The organism is Cellulosilyticum ruminicola JCM 14822 (assembly GCF_001311925.1).
Classification (GTDB): domain Bacteria; phylum Bacillota; class Clostridia; order Lachnospirales; family Cellulosilyticaceae; genus Cellulosilyticum; species Cellulosilyticum ruminicola.
Genome location: NZ_BBCG01000003.1, coordinates 25874 through 43559 on the forward strand (window position 1 = coordinate 25874; position 17686 = coordinate 43559).

The following is a 17686-nucleotide window of genomic DNA, read 5'->3' on the forward strand; positions in this document are numbered from 1 at the left end:
AATTCCTCTTTCTATGTATTCTTATTCTTTAACTGCTGCGCCGCCCATACTTGTCATCATTGTTTTTTGCATAAGGACAAAGAAGATAATAAATGGAATTGCAATTAAAAGTGCACCTGCTGCAAATGTTGTAAATTCATTCTTCTTTTCTGTTAAGAAACTACTATATAAACCAAGTGCTAATGTTTGTTTACTTGAAGAACGAAGTACCATTTTAGGGAAGATATAATCCATCCAAGGCGCAGTAAAGCTTGAAATACCTAAGAAAATAATGATTGGTCTTGCCACTGGTAAAATAATTGTTCTAAATGTTTTAAAATGGCTGGCACCATCTATTCTAGCAGCCTCATCTAAACTTTTTGGAATAGTATCCATATAGCTTTTTACCATCCATGTGTTATAAGGAATGTTACCTGCTAAATACACTAGAATTAATCCCCAAAGTGTATCCAGTCCACCAATACGAAGTAAAATAACGTAGATTGCTACCATTCCTACAAATGATGGAAAGATTTGAAGAATAAGCATTGTCATCATCATGCTCTTTTTAAGAGTAAATTGAAAGCGTGAGAAAACATAAGCCCCAAGTGATGAAACAATAACTGTTGCCAGCGATGTGCATACTGCAATAAATAATGTATTTTTAAACCATTGAACATAATCTGTTTTTGAAAATAAATCTTCGAAATGTTTAAGTGTAATCCCATCTCCAAATGGAATAATACTTAAAGTAGCAATAGAGTTCCCTGGGGCAAATGCACCACTTACAATGTAGATTAATGGATAAATTACAAATAAAGAGGTTAGCATCAAAAATGATAGGATAAATGCTAAGTTAATATTTTTAATAACTTTACTATTCATTACATTTCACCATCCTTATAAGCTTTTGTATTTCTAAAGTTGTAGATTGCAAATGGCGCAAGTACAACAAAGATTACAATAGCTAGTACTGCTGCATAGTTGTATTTGAGTAAGTTAACTGTTAATTTATAAATCCAAGTTACAAGAATATCTGTACCACCAGCACCAGTCGTTGTACTATCTGCTACAACTGGATAACCATTTGTTAAGAAGAAGATTGCACCAAAGTTATTAATATTATGAGTAAATGACATAATAATCAGTGGCGTTGTTTGATATAAAACAATTGGTAAAATCATTTTTTTAAAAATTTGGAACTGATTTGCCCCATCAATTTTAGCCGCTTCATAAATATCAGCTGAAATAGCTGTCATAGATCCTGTGATAAGCAGCATAAAGTAAGGGAATCCTGCCCACAAATTAATAAGCACGCAGACAAATTTTGCAAGCCAAGCATTACTGAGCCAAGGTACGCCTGCTGATGTAATATTAAGGGCAATTAAAGTACGGTTTACAACACCGAAGCTTCCATTTAATAAGTTATTCCATACAAGCATACTCACTACTGCTGGTACGGCATATGGTAAAATGAAGATTGTGCGAAATACTGGTGCTAACTTAAGTTTACTTTGATTTAAACTAACGGCCATAATCATCCCACCAAAGTAACAAGTAAATGTAGCAAGTGCACCCCAAACTAATGTCCAAATGGCAACTCTCACAAAACCGGTTGACCATGCTGTTCCGCCTACAAACATTGCTTTAAAGTTTGCAAATCCAACCCAGTCAACTGTATTATTAGGTGGAATATGATCTGGTGCCGCATAATTGGTAAATGCTACACAGGCAGAGAATATAAGAGGAACTACAACGAAAAATAAAACCAGACCAACAGTTGGCGCAAGTGCTAAGATAGGAAAAGCTTTTTGAGCTGTATCTGAAATAATATTTTTTTCATTTTTTAGCCAACCAAAAATACAATATTCTTCATAAGATTTCAGTGCACTACGTACTGATATAATATAAATAGCAATAAAAACACAAATCACTGCTAAAATAATCACCCCATCAATAAGCATAAAAATCGAATTATCACGTTGTTTCACTGGTAAATTAGGCTGTGAGTTTCCAAGTGTTACCAAATTAATGAGTTTGCTCATAATCATTGGTGAGCAAAGTAACATACACACCTCAATTAATGCATAAAATACCCCTTTCACATACTCTTTTAAATAAAGGATATGACCAAGTCCCATAAATAAAATGGAACTTATAAGTACTTGTTTTCTAGATGATCCATCTGTCTGTACTTTTATCTGCATAATTCCACCTCTTTTATCGAATTTTGCAAAATATAGGTTACAAGAAGGCTCTTGAAAGCACCCTTCCTGTAACCTTGAATAAACATCCTATTATTGTGCTACAATTGTTGCATTACATGCATCAAGTTCTTTTTGAACTTCTGCACCGTCCCAAATATTTGCACTAGCTGCTTTCATTGCATCCCAAAAAGCATTCATTTGTGGAATAGATGGCATTGGGAATGCGTAATCAAGTTGTTTTAAGAAACCTTCAATATATGGGCTGTCTACTGTGCAGTCAATTGCTGGAAGTGCTCCTGTAAGTTCAAAACGTAATTTTTGCATTTCATCTGACATTAAGAATTCAGAGAATAATGCTGCTTCATTTGGATGCTCACTATAAGCTGATACGAACATTGCACGTGTTCCAGAGAATGATGCTGCTGGTGTATCATTGCCTGGTAGGCTTGGAAGTGGTGCTACACCGAAGTTGATGCCTGCTTCTTCGAAATTTTGTACATTCCATAATCCTGTAATATAAAGGGCTACATTGCCACTGCTAAATGCTGAATCGCAAGCAGCTGTTGTAAGGTCTGCTGAAGGAATATCAAGAGCTGGTCTTAAGCTTTGGAAGAATTTCATACCTTCTACAGAAGCTTCTGAGTTAATATTTGTGTTTGTTTTATCTGTACCTTCTGCACCGAATAAGCGATTGTCTTCACTTGTTGTAAAAATAATTGTGTAATAACCGTTTTCTACGTCCATCATGAAACCATATTGATTGCTATGAGAAGCATTAAATGTTTCACTAAATTTTTTTAAATCTTCCCATGTTTTTGGCACTTCTTCTTCACTGATAAGATCTTTATTATAAAAAAGGGCATACGTTTCTGCTGAAGCTGGGTAACCATACATTGTACCGTCATATGTAAGTGCTGAGCTACATGCACCTAATACGTTTTTTGCAAGTTCTTCTGGATTTGCTGTTGGAAGAATATGTCCACCAGCTACGAGTTCACCTAATTTATCGTGTGGTGCTGCGAAAATGTCCGGCCCTACACCAGCTGGTCCATCTAAAGCGATTTGACTTGTAGTATCACCAAGTTCTACATTGACATATTCAATAGAAATGTTTGGATATTGTGCTGTAAAAGCTTCTCCTGCTTGTTTAATGAATTCATCTGGTCCTGCTGTTGATTCCCATACTTTTAATGTAATAGGATCACTTGTAATTTCAGCAGCTTCTTCACTTGAAGTTTCTGCAATTACTGTATTTGTGCTGGCATCTACACTAGATTCTCCCCCTTTGTTGCCACATCCTACGCTCATTGTACCTGCTACACACATTGCTGTTAATAATGCTATTTTTTTAAGTTTCATATAAATACCTCCTAGATTTACATTGTGGATTTTTTCAAAACTATTTCGTAGTCTAATAATGTTTGATGAGATACTTCTCCTCCATTTATTAAACTAATTAATACTTTTCCTGCCTGAATACCTAATGCTCTAATATCAATTTTAAGTGATGTAATCGGTGGATTATAGTTTGCAAGGTGAATACTATCATAAAATGATGCCACTTTAATATCTTTTGGCACACTATAACCTAATTCATTTAATTTAATGAGCAAGCGACTACAAATCACATCATCACTGCAAACAATACATTCAGGCTTCTGCTGCATAATCAACTCAACTGCTCGATCAATCTGTACATAACTTATAAAATCTAAGAAAACTAATCGTTCATCAATATCCTTCTCTTGCTCGTCAAAGGCTTGTTTAAAACCTTTGTACCTATTGTTATTCACAATATGATATTTACTTCCTGATAAAAAGGCTATATTTTCATAACCTAGCTTTAAAAGTACAGATGTTAATTCACAACACCCTCCTATATGATGATTATCGATTTGAATAATGCTTTCGTCCTCTACTGAACCTATAATAACAAATGGGATACCGGTCTGTTTCAGATACGCTATTGCCATATCATTTACTGTAGGCCTTGTTAAAACAATCCCATCTACCTTATGATTGCGAATTAATCTTTCAATAAGCTTGATATCATTTTCAGTAGCTGTAATCACAACAACATCATATTCAAATCCAGCTGCCACATCACATATCCCCATTAAACAACTCTGAAAGAAAGGAATTTCTGTCTGCTTTGTATCTGACGGAAGAACAACACCTATATTAAAAGTTTTAGACTGAGCAAGACTCTTGGCAATCACATTAGGTCTATAGTTATGCACTTCTATATACTCCCTTACGCGTTTGCGTGTCGCTTCTCCAATTCTCCCTTTACCTGATATAGCTCTTGAAACAGTGGTTTTTGAAACGCCTAATTCTCTTGCAATATCACTAATAGTTAGATTTTTTTCATTTTCCGCTTTGTACTGCTTCACAAACTCACCTCCTTAGTTGGTTAACCGGTTGTTTATATATTCACATTAGCATTATTTTTAACTTCTGTCAATTTATATTTTTATAAATTTATAGTTATTTTTTTGACAATTACTTATTTATTTTTAATAATATTGCTTGCATTAATGTTTTGCAACGTTGCGCAACTTGTATAATATGCTTCAAAACTTTTTCAACCTCTAATCCTCACAGTTCTAAATAAAAGATTTATTTAGAATTCTTTTTTATAAAAATTATAAATAGGCACAAAAAAGGTATCATCTCTTTGGATGATACCTTTTTTGTTACATAAATAAAAGAAAACTTAATACTTGCATGTAGTCATTGGTTTTAAAACATACACTGTATTCTGAAATTTGTTCCACACCAGGGTAAAATGAATACTTATATGCGTCCTCATGTCTTGTAAACTCTACAACTAGCTCATATTCCTTTTGATTGTGAATGGCATATTGATTAAGATCTGCTTCTACTGCTTTTTTGACGTGCTTATAAATACGCTCTATAGCTACTTCAGGATGAATACTTACAAGAGCCCCACCAAATCCTTCGCCTGTTGCTACTGTCTCTATTTTAGAATCAAACCTTCTAACATGACGTATGAGATTACCATCACCTGTTACAGCTACTACAGGAACTTTTAAATAATAGGCGCCATATGCAAAAATTAAAAATTCATCTGCAATCTCTCCATTAATTTGTATATTTCTTATTTTATCAGGATTTAAAGAATGCTTTAACGGACTGCCATTTGTATCTGCACCACTATGATAGCCAATAAACACAGCTGCATCAAAACTTTCATCTAATCCTTCGATCATACTTAGTGGATGATTACTCCATCCTGAAATAATTTTTACTTCTTTTGGTAATAATTCATGAATTAAATTTTTACCATCTTCATGGGCATCTTTTACTAAGATTTCTGTCACACCAGCTTCTAAAAGCGCCTTGCAAGCTGCTGCCACTTCTTTTGTCATTTGTAATCTATAAATTTCATATCCTTCATGCCCTTTATGTGTCTCATCCCAATTTGAAATACCAGTTACACCTTCAATATCTGCGCTTATATAGACTTTCAACTTTATTCCCCCTAAATTTTGTCATTTCTATTTATGAGTATAACAAAATAGGCGAATAATAGCAAAATTTTAATTTGTTATTTTCCAAGAAATTAGAGTATACTATATAATAATATATTTAATTAAAGGAGTTAGAAATATGGCACATACACTTCCAAAAAGAAAAGATGTCAAATTAGAAGATACTTGGAGACTTGAGGATATCTACGAAACAGATGATGCTTTTAAAGTTGCCTTCTCTCATGCAGAATCACAAATAGAGACTTTCAAACAATTCGAAGGTCATCTAATTGAAAATGCCCAGATACTTTATAATTACTTAACAAAACAAGATGATTTTTGGCTTGAAGTTAACAAACTTTATGTTTATTCACATATGCGTTTACACCAAGATGGAGGCAATGACTTCTATCAAGACCTTTCCAGTCAAGCTGAAATGCTTGCTGTTAAAGCTTCTACTGCACTTTCTTTTGCAAGCAGTGAACTTGCATCTCTTTCAGAAGAAAGCATTGTAGACTTTATAAAAGCTGTACCTAAACTTAAACTTTATAAGCGCTATTTAAGTGAGATTTTACGTCAAAAATCACATATCTTAGATGCACAAACAGAATCTCTTTTAGCCCAAGTAGGTGAACTTGCAGGCACACCAAGTAATGCTTTTGCTATGCTTAACAATGTTGATCTTAAATTCCCTGTAATTAAAAATGAAAAATATGAAGATGTTCAGCTCACTCATGGTAATTATATTAGTTTATTAGAAAATGCTGATCGTAATGTACGTGAAAATGCTTTTACAGCACTTTATAATACTTACGACAGCATGAAAAATACCATTGCCGCTTTATTTACAGGTAATGTGAAACAATATGGTTTCTTTAGTACAACACGCCACTATGATTCACCACTTCATGCAGCCTTATCTGATAATAATATTCCAGTAACTGTTTATGATAATCTTATTGAAACAGTTAATAAAAATCTAGATATTATGCATGATTATGTAGCACTTCGTAAAGAAGCTTTAGGCTTAGACACCTTGCATATGTATGATTTATTCGTCCCTATTGTAAAGGACTTCCATAAACCTATTGCATTTGATGAGGCTTGTAACATCGTCCTTAAAGCACTTGAGCCAATGGGTGAAAACTATGTTAAACTCCTTAAAGAAGCTTTTGACAACCGTTGGATCGATAAATATGAAAATGAAGGTAAACGTAGTGGTGCTTACTCTTGGGGAACATATGGGGCACCTCATCCATATGTTCTTATGAACTTCACAAATAATGTACACAATTTATTTACTTTAGCACATGAAATGGGTCATGCTATGCATAGCTATTTCTCTTCACATACACAACCACATATTTATGCAGACTATTGTATCTTCGTTGCAGAAGTTGCTTCTACGGTCAACGAAGCGCTCCTTATGCAATATCTTTTAAAAACAACTACAGAACCTGCTTTCAAAAAATATCTTATTAACTACTTTATGGAACAATTCCGTAGTACACTTTATCGCCAAACGATGTTTGCCGAATTTGAAAAAGAAATGCATATATTAAATAGCCAAGGTGTCACACTTACAACTAAGCTCCTTTGTGATAAATATTATGCACTTGTAAAAAAATATCATGGTGATGCAATAGAAGTTGATGAAGCTATTGCTTTAGAATGGGCACGTATTCCTCATTTCTATACACCATTCTATGTATATCAATATGCAACAGGTTATTCAGCCGCTATTACACTCTCTGAACGTATCCTAAAAGAAGGTAAAAGTGCTGTTGAAGATTATATGAAATTCTTAAGTGGTGGTTCTTCTCAAGATCCAATTGATTTACTTAAACTTGCTGGTGTAGATATGAGTAAACCAGAACCAATTGAAACTGCGCTTAAACAATTTGCTTCTCTTATTAACGAATTTAAGCAAATGCAATAAACCTTTTTAATCTGATTTCTTGATAAGTATAAAAATAGCTCTAATACTTAATGTAACATCAAGTATTAGAGCTATTTTTATACGCCACTTCCATAACGGCATATAATAAATATACTGAGACAAAAAATAAGGACATATATAATCTTCAATGTGATATTAAGTTTTGTTTTTCGCTTATTCCATGTACATACAACTACTGTAATCAATATAGGTAAGAGCACATAGCTATTCATCCATAAGCCTACTCTTTCACTACGCCACCAATGATTAATTTCTTTTTGTAAAATATTCATGCCAAAAAGACTTGTTACAAAGCTTGGAATAACCAATGCTGCCCCTACAATTGTTAAAAGTTCTACTTTCACAGTAGATTGAGCCTGCTCAACTAAATTTGCATATTCTCTCACTTCATCTATTTCAAAATTAAGCTGTTCAAGTTCTTCACTAATTTTTAGCTGCTGAGAAAGTTTTTCATATATATGTGCCCCTTGTGCATCTTCTGTCACTTCTTTAAAATATAGCTGATTAATAAACTGAATATAGATTTCATAAATACTTGAAATGGCTGATGAAATTTCTTCTTTTCCTAAAGTGGATACTTTAGCTATTTCATTGGATAAACTTAAAAGTGTTGCTCTTTGCATTAAAACCAATGCCACAAGCTGATCGTATAATCTATTTTCAGGCATTTCCCTGGTCACACATAATAAAGCAAAACGGCTAATCCCATAGATTGAATCTTGATTCTTCAGATAATAAGTTGATCCAATGTGCTCTGGAATATCATCTTCTTCATGATAAGTTACTTTTTTATTGATTGTCATCATCCGCTCTAATTCTTCATAAGAAGCCGTAGCTTCTTGAATATGTTTAAGGACTTCTTGATTTTTATAAAGACATAAACAAAACATTTGATTACCTAAAATAGTATCTATTGTCACTTTACTTGACTTTTCATCTTGCACTTTAATAGCAAAATCTTCTCCTAATACGGTCATAATGACCTTACTGATTTTAAGGCCATTTTTCAAATAGTTCTCCTTATAACTTTCAACAATATGACGTTTTTCATTAAGATGTAAAATAATTGCATCTGGAAAAAGTTCTTCTTTTGCTTTAGATAAAGGTAGTATAGGCGGATAAACACCTTTACTAAAACTATTAATAGCCTCTATGGCCTCTACATCTGTATACTTTGTATTACTAATCGTAAAAGAAAGTACACCAATCCCTGTTTTATAAATCTTAAGGCTTATTTCTTCAATGTATAGCGTATAAGTGATGCCACCTACTGTAATCATAAAATAATTTGTCATAGCTAAATCTTCATACGTATAGTTTCTAACAATAACAGGCCCCTTATGCATGGTGTATAAGGCTGTACGAATAGGTTTATAAAAATAAATAAATTCATTATAATCTTTTTCTGTAGCAATTTTTAAATCATGTATTTTCCAACCTGATAATTGATTAAACAACTTATTTTGAATTTGATTATGCTGTACAAATAAATTTGTTTCCTTTTTATGATTATAACGCCAGCTAAATGGAAATAAAAATATATGTTCACTTATAAGTTCCTTTTTCATCGACTACACCATACTATCAAATAAAAGGATGTTCTTCTGTAAAAACATCCTTTTATAAACTAATTTATTTAAATTATTATACTTCAAATATCTATTTTGTATAGTTGTTATTATTAGCATTGCTATAATTATTTTTATTGTTAGCGTTGCTATAGTTGTTATTGTTATTAGCATTATTATAGTTGTTATAATTGCTAGCATTGTTGTAGTTGTTATTGTTATTAGCATTATTATAGTTATTATAATTGTTAGAATTGCTATAGTTATGTTCATTTAATGAATTACTATAATTGTTTTTACTACCGCAGTTATTATAATTGTTGTTATTGTTATTTTGAGCCATTTTAAAGCCCTCCTTAATAATAATTTTGCTTAAATGAATCTTCATTTAACACAATACTTATTATCTACGTTACGGCTTATTTTATTCTTAAATTTAAGTTATAAAAAAATTTTTAGCGTTTTAACTCCTAGTTAAAAACCATACACTTCTGAAACTTTATCGCGCTTTGCAACAGTTACAACAATATCACGGCCAATTTGAATATTATTCTCTTCTAATGCTGTCTTAGCTGTTAAATAAGCTAAATCAGGTACATTATTATCTTTACTTAAGTGACCAAGAACAGCCCATTCTAGACCGTCATGATAAATTGCTACCAGCGTTTTGGCTGCATCTTCATTATTTAAGTGTCCCTTACTTCCTAAAATACGTTTTTTTAGTGGAAATGGATAACTGCCTGCTTCTAACATACGAATATCATGGTTAAATTCTAGTAAAATTCCATTAGAACCTTTTAAATGATTGGCAATTTCTTCATCAATCATACCAATATCTGTCGCTAATGTAATCTTCTTATCTTTATATTCAAAAATGTAACCTACCGGATCTACTGAATCATGATGGATACTATAAGGTAGGATGCGTAATTCACCATGTTGCATATATACATTCTTCTCCAATATACGTATATTCTCTTCTTTTACAGTGCCTAACATATTATCTGCTAACATTTTATCCCAAGCTTTTTGTGTGGCATAAATAGGTGTATTATATTTTCTACTAAAGATTCCAACACCTTTAATATGATCTGAATGTTCATGTGTAATTAAAATACCGTTAATCGTCTCAGGATTTACCCCTATTTCTCCAAGCCCTGCAATAGCCTTCTTACCACTAATCCCTACATCTATTAAAAACTGCTGATCTCCAGCACCTAAATACGCACAGTTTCCACTACTACCACTTGCAATAGCACATAATTTAAATTCCATCTTTCGTCTCCTTCTATCGTTTCTAGCTTCTATTACTATATCACACTTTGTCTTAAAATGTATGAAGTTTTTAGTACCACAAAATGAGCTGTCAATTATTTCCTATGACAACTCATTTTGTGCTTTATACATTTTCTATGCTTACTTTTTTATTTGTATTACAAATAATCTTCCTTGGAATTTGAGAAAGCTCTGTTAATAAAATAACTTTCTCCCCCCAAAGGGTTTGAATATACTTCAGTGTTTCTGCAGCATAAGATAAACTAAGTTCACGCCATCACCTACATGCTCTAAAACCAAAGTATTTTCATGCCTTAAAACTTCTTTTACACGAATGGTTGGAATACTTCCCATACCCACACTATTGGCAAGAGTATTACGAATATTCTTCCACCCTTCTTCATTAGATACCTCCGAAACCACATAATAGCGCTCTTCTTCTTCACGCTCACATAAGTGACTCTCTTCACAAAGCTCATAAGTTAAATGGCTTCTAATAAAAGAGGCATCTCGCTCAGCCGTTCTAATTTGTGCAAGCTTTTTAAAGTCTCCATCATACTTATGATATAAGTCTTGCCAAATTTTAAAACCAATATAATAAGGATTCAGATTGCCTGGAACTTGACAAATAACACCATTATGCACCTTATAAAATTCGAGTTCTAAACCTTGTGGTACACCTAAGCGTTTAAAAATTTGATAATGCCAGAAAGTCGCCCATCCTTCATTCATAATCTTGGTTTCTATTTGAGGTAAGAAATAACGACTTTCTTCCATAACAATGCTCATAACATCCTGCTGCCAGTCTTCTAGATTGCCATAGTACTTAATGAACTCTAAAAGATTTTCATATGGGAACTCTGTTTTTTCAGGTTTTGTATAACGCATTGGTTCAAATTCACCACAATGATATTTAATAGAATGGGCTGCATCTAATATTTTTTCAACGGCTTCATACCCAATGCTAGGATCTTGAATATAGTCCCTAATGCGGTCTGCATGGGTTTTAAAACGTTCTACTGTTACTTTAGCATTAGTATAAGTCGTAAACATACGATTATTCTTAAAGAAATCATTATGTCCATATACATGAGCAATTGTTAAAACTTGTAGTGCTAATGTGTTGTCTTTCATCAAATAGGCAATGCAAGGATTAGAATTAATAACCATTTCATAAGGTAAACCTGTTAAATTATATTTATAAGCTGTCTTTAACCGATCATAGGTTTTACCATAACTCCAGTGTGAATAATGAGAAGGCATACCCACATAAGCCTCATAACACAGCATATCTTCAAAGCTTATAATTTCAAATTCTTGTGGATAATAATCAAGACCTATTTCCTGCGCAATTTCTTCAATTTGCGTATTATATCTCTCTAAATCTTTAAGCGTGTAGTCCATCTGCCTCCTCCTCTGCAACAGCCTTTTTGCCGCTTTCTACAGCAAGCATTTGTTTAAATGCCGTCCATACATCTTCTTTCTTTGTAATCTTAACCGCTGTAAAGTTAGGCTTATTTACATCTTCTAGGTAACGACTCATAATGGTACTTGTATAGCTACTCGTTTTGATTTCGCCATACCCAAATAAGTTACAAGTCTCGCATAACTTATTCGCAAGCTCTACAGCTTTATCATTATCTTCGCCCCAGTTATCACCATCACTACAATGGAAGGTATAGATGTTCCAATTAGCTGGATTATAACGTTCTGCAATAAGCTCTAATGCTTTTTCATAGCCACTGCTAATATACGTACCACCACTTTCGCCTCGGTGGAAAAAGTCATTTTCATTCACTTCTTTTGCTACTGTCGTATGGGCTACAAAGGCTATTTCTACATTCATATATTTGATAGTTAAGAATTGATAGAGCAAGAAATAAAAGCTACGTGCTAAGTATTTTTTTGTTTGTCCCATGGAACCTGAAGTATCCATAATACAGATAACAACCGCATTAGAATCGCGTTTCATCTTAGGCTTTTTATAAAAATACTTTAAGTCTGATTCATGGAATGGAATACGTTCATTTTCATCAAACTCAATACCTGCCTCTTTCATAGCACGTTTACATCTTTTTTCACGTTTGATTTTCTCAATCATACTATGTTTTTTAGAAAGGCGATATCTTGCACCTTTATCCCTGACTCCACATCTTTTAGAACCATATTGTGTTTCAATTTCATTAAATTGTTTATGCTCTAAGTAAGGCAAACTTAAATCTTCGAATAACATTGAAATAGCTTCTTCAATTGTTACTTCTGTTTCGTAGATATCTTCGCCTTCGTCATTACCTGCACTATCTTCGCCTTGCCCATTGCCTTCCTGATAATCCCCTTTAGGGATTTTCTTGCCTTTTGCTTCTTGCCCATTGCCGGACACAACCCCTTTTTGGTTGCGCCCATATTTAAAGTAATATTCCTTTAACCCTTTAATAGGAATTTTAATCTTTTTATTTTTGCTTTTACCAATAATACTTTCTTCAGAAATAATACTGCCTATATTCTCTTTAATACTTTTTTCGACTAGTTCCCTATGTCTCCTACGGTCTTCCACACTACGATCTCTGCTATGGGGTTGAAACTCTTTAAAAATTGCTGTCATATACTTCTCCTAGTCTTTCCATAAATTGTTTGCAGCATATTTTAGAATAACGTTACAGCAGTGATCACAATAACCGTTTAGTTTCATTTCTTCAACCATAGCATCGTATTTAACATTTTGTTCCTTATCTCTTACCTTACTTTGTGTAATGATTCTTGAAAGTTCTCTTACAGAAGCTGTAAGTTTCTTTTCAATAGCTTCACGAAGTGGTTCGTAAGCTGTGTAATCTACTTTGCCACCATTACGAATAATAGAGAACATATAAGCTGTGACATCTTGTCTAAATCCTTTTGCACCTGCTTGCGTAATACCAAGTTGTTCTTCAATAGAACGCATAAATTCTTCATCAGGATTAAGTTCTTCCCCTGTATTTGGATCTTTAAGTTTTGTTTTATTTGCAAAAGCTTCAGCATGATCAAGATAATTGTTGAATAAGTCTTCAGCTTGTTCACGATAACCATGAATAAACGCTTTGGTAACTTCTTTTTCAAGAATCTTATGATATTCCTTCTTAATGGTGTCTTGTAAAAAGCCAAGATATTTCTTCTTAAGCTCATCAGTTGTTGTCATTTCTTTAACTTCTCTTGAAAGCACATCAATAAGACCAATTGGATTAATACAATTACAATCTGATTCTGCTAATGCTGTATCAATTGCTTTTGTAATAAACCTTGTTGAAATACCTGTCATACCTTCGCGTTCTGCTTCATCACGAAGTTCTAAAATATCAATACGTTTTGTCGTGCCTTTTTCAATGATTTCTTCACCATTATAAATCTTAAGTTTTGTAAGTGGGTCTACTTTAGCAGATGGTGATAGTCTCGTTAAAATTGCAAACATAGCTGCTATTTCTAGGGTATGTGGTGCAATATGAGACTTAAAATTAGAATTACGAAGCATCTTTTCATAAATTTTGATTTCTTCACTAAGCTCTAAACAATAAGGCACTTCAATCTTAACAATACGATCAAGAATTGCTTCATTGGTGTGATCTGATTTAAATTTATTCCACTCAGCTTCATTAGAATGTGCTAAAATGACACCATCAAAGTAAATCATGGCATTTTTACCAGGTGAAGGAATACTCTTTTCTTGAGTTGCTGTAATCATAGTATGTAAGTATTCAACGTCGTTTTTAAATACTTCAATAAACTCTACAATACCACGATTACCTGCATTAAATGCACCATTTAAAGAAAGCACCCTTGGATCGTCTTCTGAGTATAAATCCATTTTAGAAATATCAATTGAACCTATAAGAACCGACGTATCTTGGTTATTTGGATCTACTGGTGGTACAACACCTATTCCTTTACGAGAACGTACAGAGAAATCTGTTTGAACCACTGGGAAATCTTCATATTTACCATTAAATTCATGAATTAAGCGATATTTACATGCTGGACATAAGTCACCTTCAATTTTAATGTTTAATAATTCTTCTATTTGTGGGCGTAGATGTTTAGGAATAAGATGTAATGGTTCTTCTCGCATTGGGCAACCCTCTAGGGCATAAATAGGGTCACTTGTTTCGAGCAAATGTTTAATCGCCTCTATAAGAGAAGATTTACCTGCCCCAACAGGACCTACTAAATAAAGTACTTGCCTTGATTCTTCACCTTTCATTGCCGCTGAACAAAAATATCTTACGATTTTCATAATCGTTTGATCGATCCCATAAAAGTCATCCTTAAAGAAATGATAGCGTTTAATAAGTTCCTTACCATAGATTCTCATTAAACGTGCATCTTCCTCTGTTTTAATATAGTCTACACCAGGCTCTGTTAGTAATCTATAAAGTCGTTGATGTGCCAATTCATAACTGCTTGCATCTTCTTTTAAACTATCTAAATACTCAATAAATGTTCCTTTAAACTTGTTACGTTTCCTTGCCTGCCTATCCGCCATAATAAGTTCAGAAAAATCCACCATATATTTTCACTCCTTTACTTAGGAATTGCTCTCTTTAAAATATATGGTGGACTCCATTAATACATTCTTATTTCTTGTTTTTTCTTTAATTAATTTTTTGTAATAATGATACCATTCTTAGCAAGTTTATTGGATTTAAAATACCTACTATAAATTACCTTACCTTTTAATGTTACATTTACTGTTTCTTCACTACAGTTTAAAATGATTCTCAATTTATAAGTATTATCATCATCAATTTTCATAAATTATATAATACGACTATTACCTAGTTCATGGGTAAAGTGGAAATTGCGACTTTTAAATAGTGCCTCCTTACTTTTCTCAATGCTAAAAATGCAAAAGTCACACTTAATTCTTCATTATAATCTCCTCTTTCAATCTCTTTCCAAGGCATACAACGTCTACAATCAGGAGCATGGGCGCCATCTAAAAGCACTTCTGTACCATAAAAAATACACGGATTACCTGGCATAGCTAATAACAATACTAATTGTTGATAAATTTGATCTTTATTTTTAACCTTATGCATTAATCTCTCCGTATCGTGAGAATCTAATAAATTAAATAAAACATCATTGGTTTGTTTCATGTATAATGTATAGCAGCAATTAACTAATACCTCAAATTTTTCATTTGTTTCCTCTAGTCCAGAAATTTGTTATGTTCTCTCCTAATGGATAGCTCATAACTGCATCAAACTCATCTCCTCTAAGCCAGTTAATAGCATCATTCCAAATCTCACCCAATATATAAATCTCAGAATTTAAAGCTTTTAATTTTCTACGTAGCTCTTTACAAAAACTATGTGAGACTTCATTAGCTACATCTAAACGGATACCATCTACTTTATAAGTTTTAACCCAATACTCACAAACACTTATAAGATATGCTTTTACAACTTCATTATTTGTATTAAACTTTGGCATCTTATCCTTAAAAGCAAAAGTATAATAACGTCCTGCCTTTGCATTTCACCCCTTTTCTTCAAATGGCCATTCATTAACCATGAACCAATCATAATATACTGACTTAGGTCCTTTTTTCACAAAGTCCTGCCATTTATCACACAAGGCTCCTGCATGATTAAATACCCATCTAGCATAACACGAATTCCTAATGCATGTGCATTTTCAACCAATTCTTTCATAATCTCTTCATCCCCAAAATAAGGATCAATTTTAAAGTAATCACTAGTATCATACTTATGGGTGCTTGGACTTTCATTAATAGGTGTTAAATATATACCTGAAATATTAATTGCTTTTAAATAATGTAATTTATTAATGATACCTCTTAAATCTCCCCATAAAACTCATTATTTTTAACACTCTGATAGGATGATGCCCATGCTAACGTTCCTAGTTTATTTAAATAAGGATCTCCGTTGCAAAAAACGCTCTGGGAAAATTTAATACCAAACTGTTTCATTTACCCAACCTGGTACCATATTAATATCTCCTTTATTCATCCAAGGGAATGTAAAATACTGTGGCTGCCCATGCATTTCTTTTAAATCCTCTTCCGTATAAAAACCATCCTTAAAATAATACCTAATTTAATCTTCTTCAATCAATTCAAAGTAATAGCGGCATCTTTTATACTGTGGCTACACTGTAGTTGTCCATCAACTATAATGACTTAAAGTCTTTTTAAAAACAATCTCTTCACGTTGTCCTTCCCAAGCTTCACTGCCACCTAAGATCCCATTTATAAAAGGATCTCCATAATGTAAAAACACTTTGGAGACTCCCTTCCCTGTTTTAATATTAATAATCAAATTATTTTCATCTAAAGGATAGTAATAATTATCGCTACTACGGTGATATACACCCTGAAATTCCATATTCCCTCTCCTTATCTATCTAATACCTATTTTACAGATCCTCCTGTAATACCTGATACATAAGATTTTTGAAGCCAGATAAATAAGATTGTAATTGGAATAGCAATACATACACTACCTGCTGCAAACATTGTAAAGTAGTTTTCAATATTTTCTTTTTCTGTCATATACCATAATCCAATAGCAACTGTATATTTTTCATAGTTATCACCCATGATAATTTTCGCAAAAATATAATCCATCCAAGGTGAAATAAATGCTTGAAGTGCTGTATATACAATAATAGGTTTTGAAAGTGGTACTACAATCTTAGTAAAAACTTGAGCATTAGTAGCACCATCAATACGGGCAGCTTCATCAATTTCCTTTGAAATTGTATCAAAGAAACCTTTTGCAATATAGAAACTTGTTGCAGCACCTGCTGAATAAACTAATACAAGTGATAATAAACTTTGTGTTAAATTAAATGCTTTTAACACGTAATATACGGCAATCATAGACATGAAACCTGGGAACATTCCTAGTATTAAGGCTAAGTTCATATATGCTTTACGTAATTTAAAACGCATACGAGACATAACATATGCTACAGATAAATTAATTGTTGTACTTAGAGCGCATGTCCCAACTGCTACAATTAATGTGTTTAAAAACCATTTTTTAAATAGGAACACACCTGTACTTGAAAAAAGTTTAGCATAATTATTAATAGTAAATTGTTTGGGAATGAAATATTGTACAAAGGTTTTACCTTCACCTCTAAATGAAGTTAGGATAATCCAAATGATTGAAATAAGCCATATAATACTCATCACAGTTAAAT

Annotated in this window: 16 protein-coding genes and 1 pseudogene; 1 reads left to right on the top strand and 16 read right to left on the bottom strand. The window is 32.8% G+C overall.

From position 1 onward, the window contains the following. Positions 1–21: 21 nt before the first annotated feature. The 5 genes from JCM14822_RS01775 to JCM14822_RS01795 all read right to left on the bottom strand — a co-directional run bounded on the left by JCM14822_RS01775 (position 22) and on the right by JCM14822_RS01795 (position 5680). Positions 22–864 (bottom strand): sugar ABC transporter permease, encoded by an 843-nt coding sequence (locus JCM14822_RS01775; RefSeq protein ID WP_054739114.1) that lies wholly within the window; start codon positions 862–864, stop codon positions 22–24. Next, positions 864–2186 carry a carbohydrate ABC transporter permease gene (locus JCM14822_RS01780; protein ID WP_054739116.1) on the bottom strand — a complete coding sequence of 441 codons (1323 nt, stop codon included), beginning with the start codon at positions 2184–2186 and terminating at the stop codon, positions 864–866. Before JCM14822_RS01780 ends, JCM14822_RS01775 begins: the two co-directional genes overlap by 1 nt. A 90-nt stretch (positions 2187–2276) precedes the next feature. Beyond that, positions 2277–3545: a sugar ABC transporter substrate-binding protein gene (locus tag JCM14822_RS01785; RefSeq protein ID WP_054739118.1), complete on the bottom strand. Its 1269-nt coding sequence runs from the start codon at positions 3543–3545 to the stop codon at positions 2277–2279. Between the two features lie 17 nt (positions 3546–3562). After that, positions 3563–4579, bottom strand: a complete 1017-nt coding sequence (locus JCM14822_RS01790; protein WP_054739119.1) for a LacI family DNA-binding transcriptional regulator — start codon at positions 4577–4579, stop codon at positions 3563–3565. Positions 4580–4882: 303 nt separating this feature from the next. Beyond that, on the bottom strand, positions 4883–5680 hold the full coding sequence (locus JCM14822_RS01795) for a M55 family metallopeptidase (RefSeq protein WP_054739121.1): 798 nt from the start codon (positions 5678–5680) through the stop codon (positions 4883–4885). Between the two features lie 139 nt (positions 5681–5819). Between JCM14822_RS01795 and pepF the strand changes: the two genes are divergently transcribed. Then, positions 5820–7619 (top strand): oligoendopeptidase F, encoded by a 1800-nt coding sequence (gene pepF / locus JCM14822_RS01800; RefSeq protein ID WP_054739122.1) that lies wholly within the window; start codon positions 5820–5822, stop codon positions 7617–7619. Positions 7620–7696: 77 nt separating this feature from the next. Here pepF and JCM14822_RS01805 read toward each other — a convergent pair whose 3' ends face one another. The 11 genes and pseudogenes from JCM14822_RS01805 to JCM14822_RS01840 form a co-directional block, all read right to left on the bottom strand. Next, positions 7697–9208 carry a magnesium transporter CorA family protein gene (locus JCM14822_RS01805; protein WP_054739123.1) on the bottom strand — a complete coding sequence of 504 codons (1512 nt, stop codon included), beginning with the start codon at positions 9206–9208 and terminating at the stop codon, positions 7697–7699. A 91-nt stretch (positions 9209–9299) separates the two neighbouring features. Then, complete coding sequence (locus tag JCM14822_RS01810; RefSeq protein ID WP_054739124.1) at positions 9300–9551, bottom strand: hypothetical protein; 252 nt, start codon at positions 9549–9551, stop codon at positions 9300–9302. Between the two features lie 131 nt (positions 9552–9682). After that, complete coding sequence (locus JCM14822_RS01815) at positions 9683–10483, bottom strand: MBL fold metallo-hydrolase (protein WP_054739125.1); 801 nt, start codon at positions 10481–10483, stop codon at positions 9683–9685. Positions 10484–10720: 237 nt separating this feature from the next. After that, complete coding sequence (locus JCM14822_RS01820; protein ID WP_330377236.1) at positions 10721–11887, bottom strand: SpoVR family protein; 1167 nt, start codon at positions 11885–11887, stop codon at positions 10721–10723. Further along, complete coding sequence (gene yhbH / locus JCM14822_RS01825) at positions 11871–13085, bottom strand: sporulation protein YhbH (protein ID WP_054739126.1); 1215 nt, start codon at positions 13083–13085, stop codon at positions 11871–11873. Before yhbH ends, JCM14822_RS01820 begins: the two co-directional genes overlap by 17 nt. A 9-nt stretch (positions 13086–13094) precedes the next feature. Next, entirely contained in the window at positions 13095–15017 is a 1923-nt protein-coding gene (locus tag JCM14822_RS01830; protein WP_054739127.1) for a PrkA family serine protein kinase, read from the bottom strand. Positions 15018–15285: 268 nt separating this feature from the next. Next, positions 15286–15609 (bottom strand): alpha-amylase family glycosyl hydrolase, encoded by a 324-nt coding sequence (locus JCM14822_RS22980; protein ID WP_306307276.1) that lies wholly within the window; start codon positions 15607–15609, stop codon positions 15286–15288. 40 nt (positions 15610–15649) lie between these two features. Beyond that, positions 15650–15946 carry an alpha-amylase family glycosyl hydrolase gene (locus JCM14822_RS22985; protein ID WP_306307277.1) on the bottom strand — a complete coding sequence of 99 codons (297 nt, stop codon included), beginning with the start codon at positions 15944–15946 and terminating at the stop codon, positions 15650–15652. A gap of 227 nt (positions 15947–16173) precedes the next feature. Then, positions 16174–16308, bottom strand: a pseudogene (locus JCM14822_RS24360) (alpha-amylase family glycosyl hydrolase); the annotation flags it as partial. A gap of 336 nt (positions 16309–16644) precedes the next feature. Then, positions 16645–16863 carry an alpha amylase N-terminal ig-like domain-containing protein gene (locus tag JCM14822_RS22995; RefSeq protein ID WP_306307278.1) on the bottom strand — a complete coding sequence of 73 codons (219 nt, stop codon included), beginning with the start codon at positions 16861–16863 and terminating at the stop codon, positions 16645–16647. 26 nt (positions 16864–16889) lie between these two features. Then, positions 16890–17675 carry a sugar ABC transporter permease gene (locus JCM14822_RS01840; RefSeq protein ID WP_054739132.1) on the bottom strand — a complete coding sequence of 262 codons (786 nt, stop codon included), beginning with the start codon at positions 17673–17675 and terminating at the stop codon, positions 16890–16892. Positions 17676–17686 lie beyond the last annotated feature (11 nt).

What these genes read in the sequence shown, in the direction of transcription:
- JCM14822_RS01775 (WP_054739114.1), bottom strand. Translation starts at nt 864, where the DNA reads ATGAATAGTAAAGTTATTAAAAATATTAACTTAGCATTTATCCTATCA.
- JCM14822_RS01780 (WP_054739116.1), bottom strand. Translation starts at nt 2,186, where the DNA reads ATGCAGATAAAAGTACAGACAGATGGATCATCTAGAAAACAAGTACTT.
- JCM14822_RS01785 (WP_054739118.1), bottom strand. Translation starts at nt 3,545, where the DNA reads ATGAAACTTAAAAAAATAGCATTATTAACAGCAATGTGTGTAGCAGGT.
- pepF (WP_054739122.1), top strand. Translation starts at nt 5,820, where the DNA reads ATGGCACATACACTTCCAAAAAGAAAAGATGTCAAATTAGAAGATACT.
- JCM14822_RS01805 (WP_054739123.1), bottom strand. Translation starts at nt 9,208, where the DNA reads ATGAAAAAGGAACTTATAAGTGAACATATATTTTTATTTCCATTTAGC.
- JCM14822_RS01810 (WP_054739124.1), bottom strand. Translation starts at nt 9,551, where the DNA reads ATGGCTCAAAATAACAATAACAACAATTATAATAACTGCGGTAGTAAA.
- JCM14822_RS01815 (WP_054739125.1), bottom strand. Translation starts at nt 10,483, where the DNA reads ATGGAATTTAAATTATGTGCTATTGCAAGTGGTAGTAGTGGAAACTGT.
- JCM14822_RS01820 (WP_330377236.1), bottom strand. Translation starts at nt 11,887, where the DNA reads ATGGACTACACGCTTAAAGATTTAGAGAGATATAATACGCAAATTGAA.
- yhbH (WP_054739126.1), bottom strand. Translation starts at nt 13,085, where the DNA reads ATGACAGCAATTTTTAAAGAGTTTCAACCCCATAGCAGAGATCGTAGT.
- JCM14822_RS01830 (WP_054739127.1), bottom strand. Translation starts at nt 15,017, where the DNA reads ATGGTGGATTTTTCTGAACTTATTATGGCGGATAGGCAGGCAAGGAAA.
- JCM14822_RS22980 (WP_306307276.1), bottom strand. Translation starts at nt 15,609, where the DNA reads ATGAAACAAACCAATGATGTTTTATTTAATTTATTAGATTCTCACGAT.
- JCM14822_RS22985 (WP_306307277.1), bottom strand. Translation starts at nt 15,946, where the DNA reads ATGCCAAAGTTTAATACAAATAATGAAGTTGTAAAAGCATATCTTATA.
- JCM14822_RS22995 (WP_306307278.1), bottom strand. Translation starts at nt 16,863, where the DNA reads ATGGAATTTCAGGGTGTATATCACCGTAGTAGCGATAATTATTACTAT.
- JCM14822_RS01840 (WP_054739132.1), bottom strand. Translation starts at nt 17,675, where the DNA reads ATGAGTATTATATGGCTTATTTCAATCATTTGGATTATCCTAACTTCA.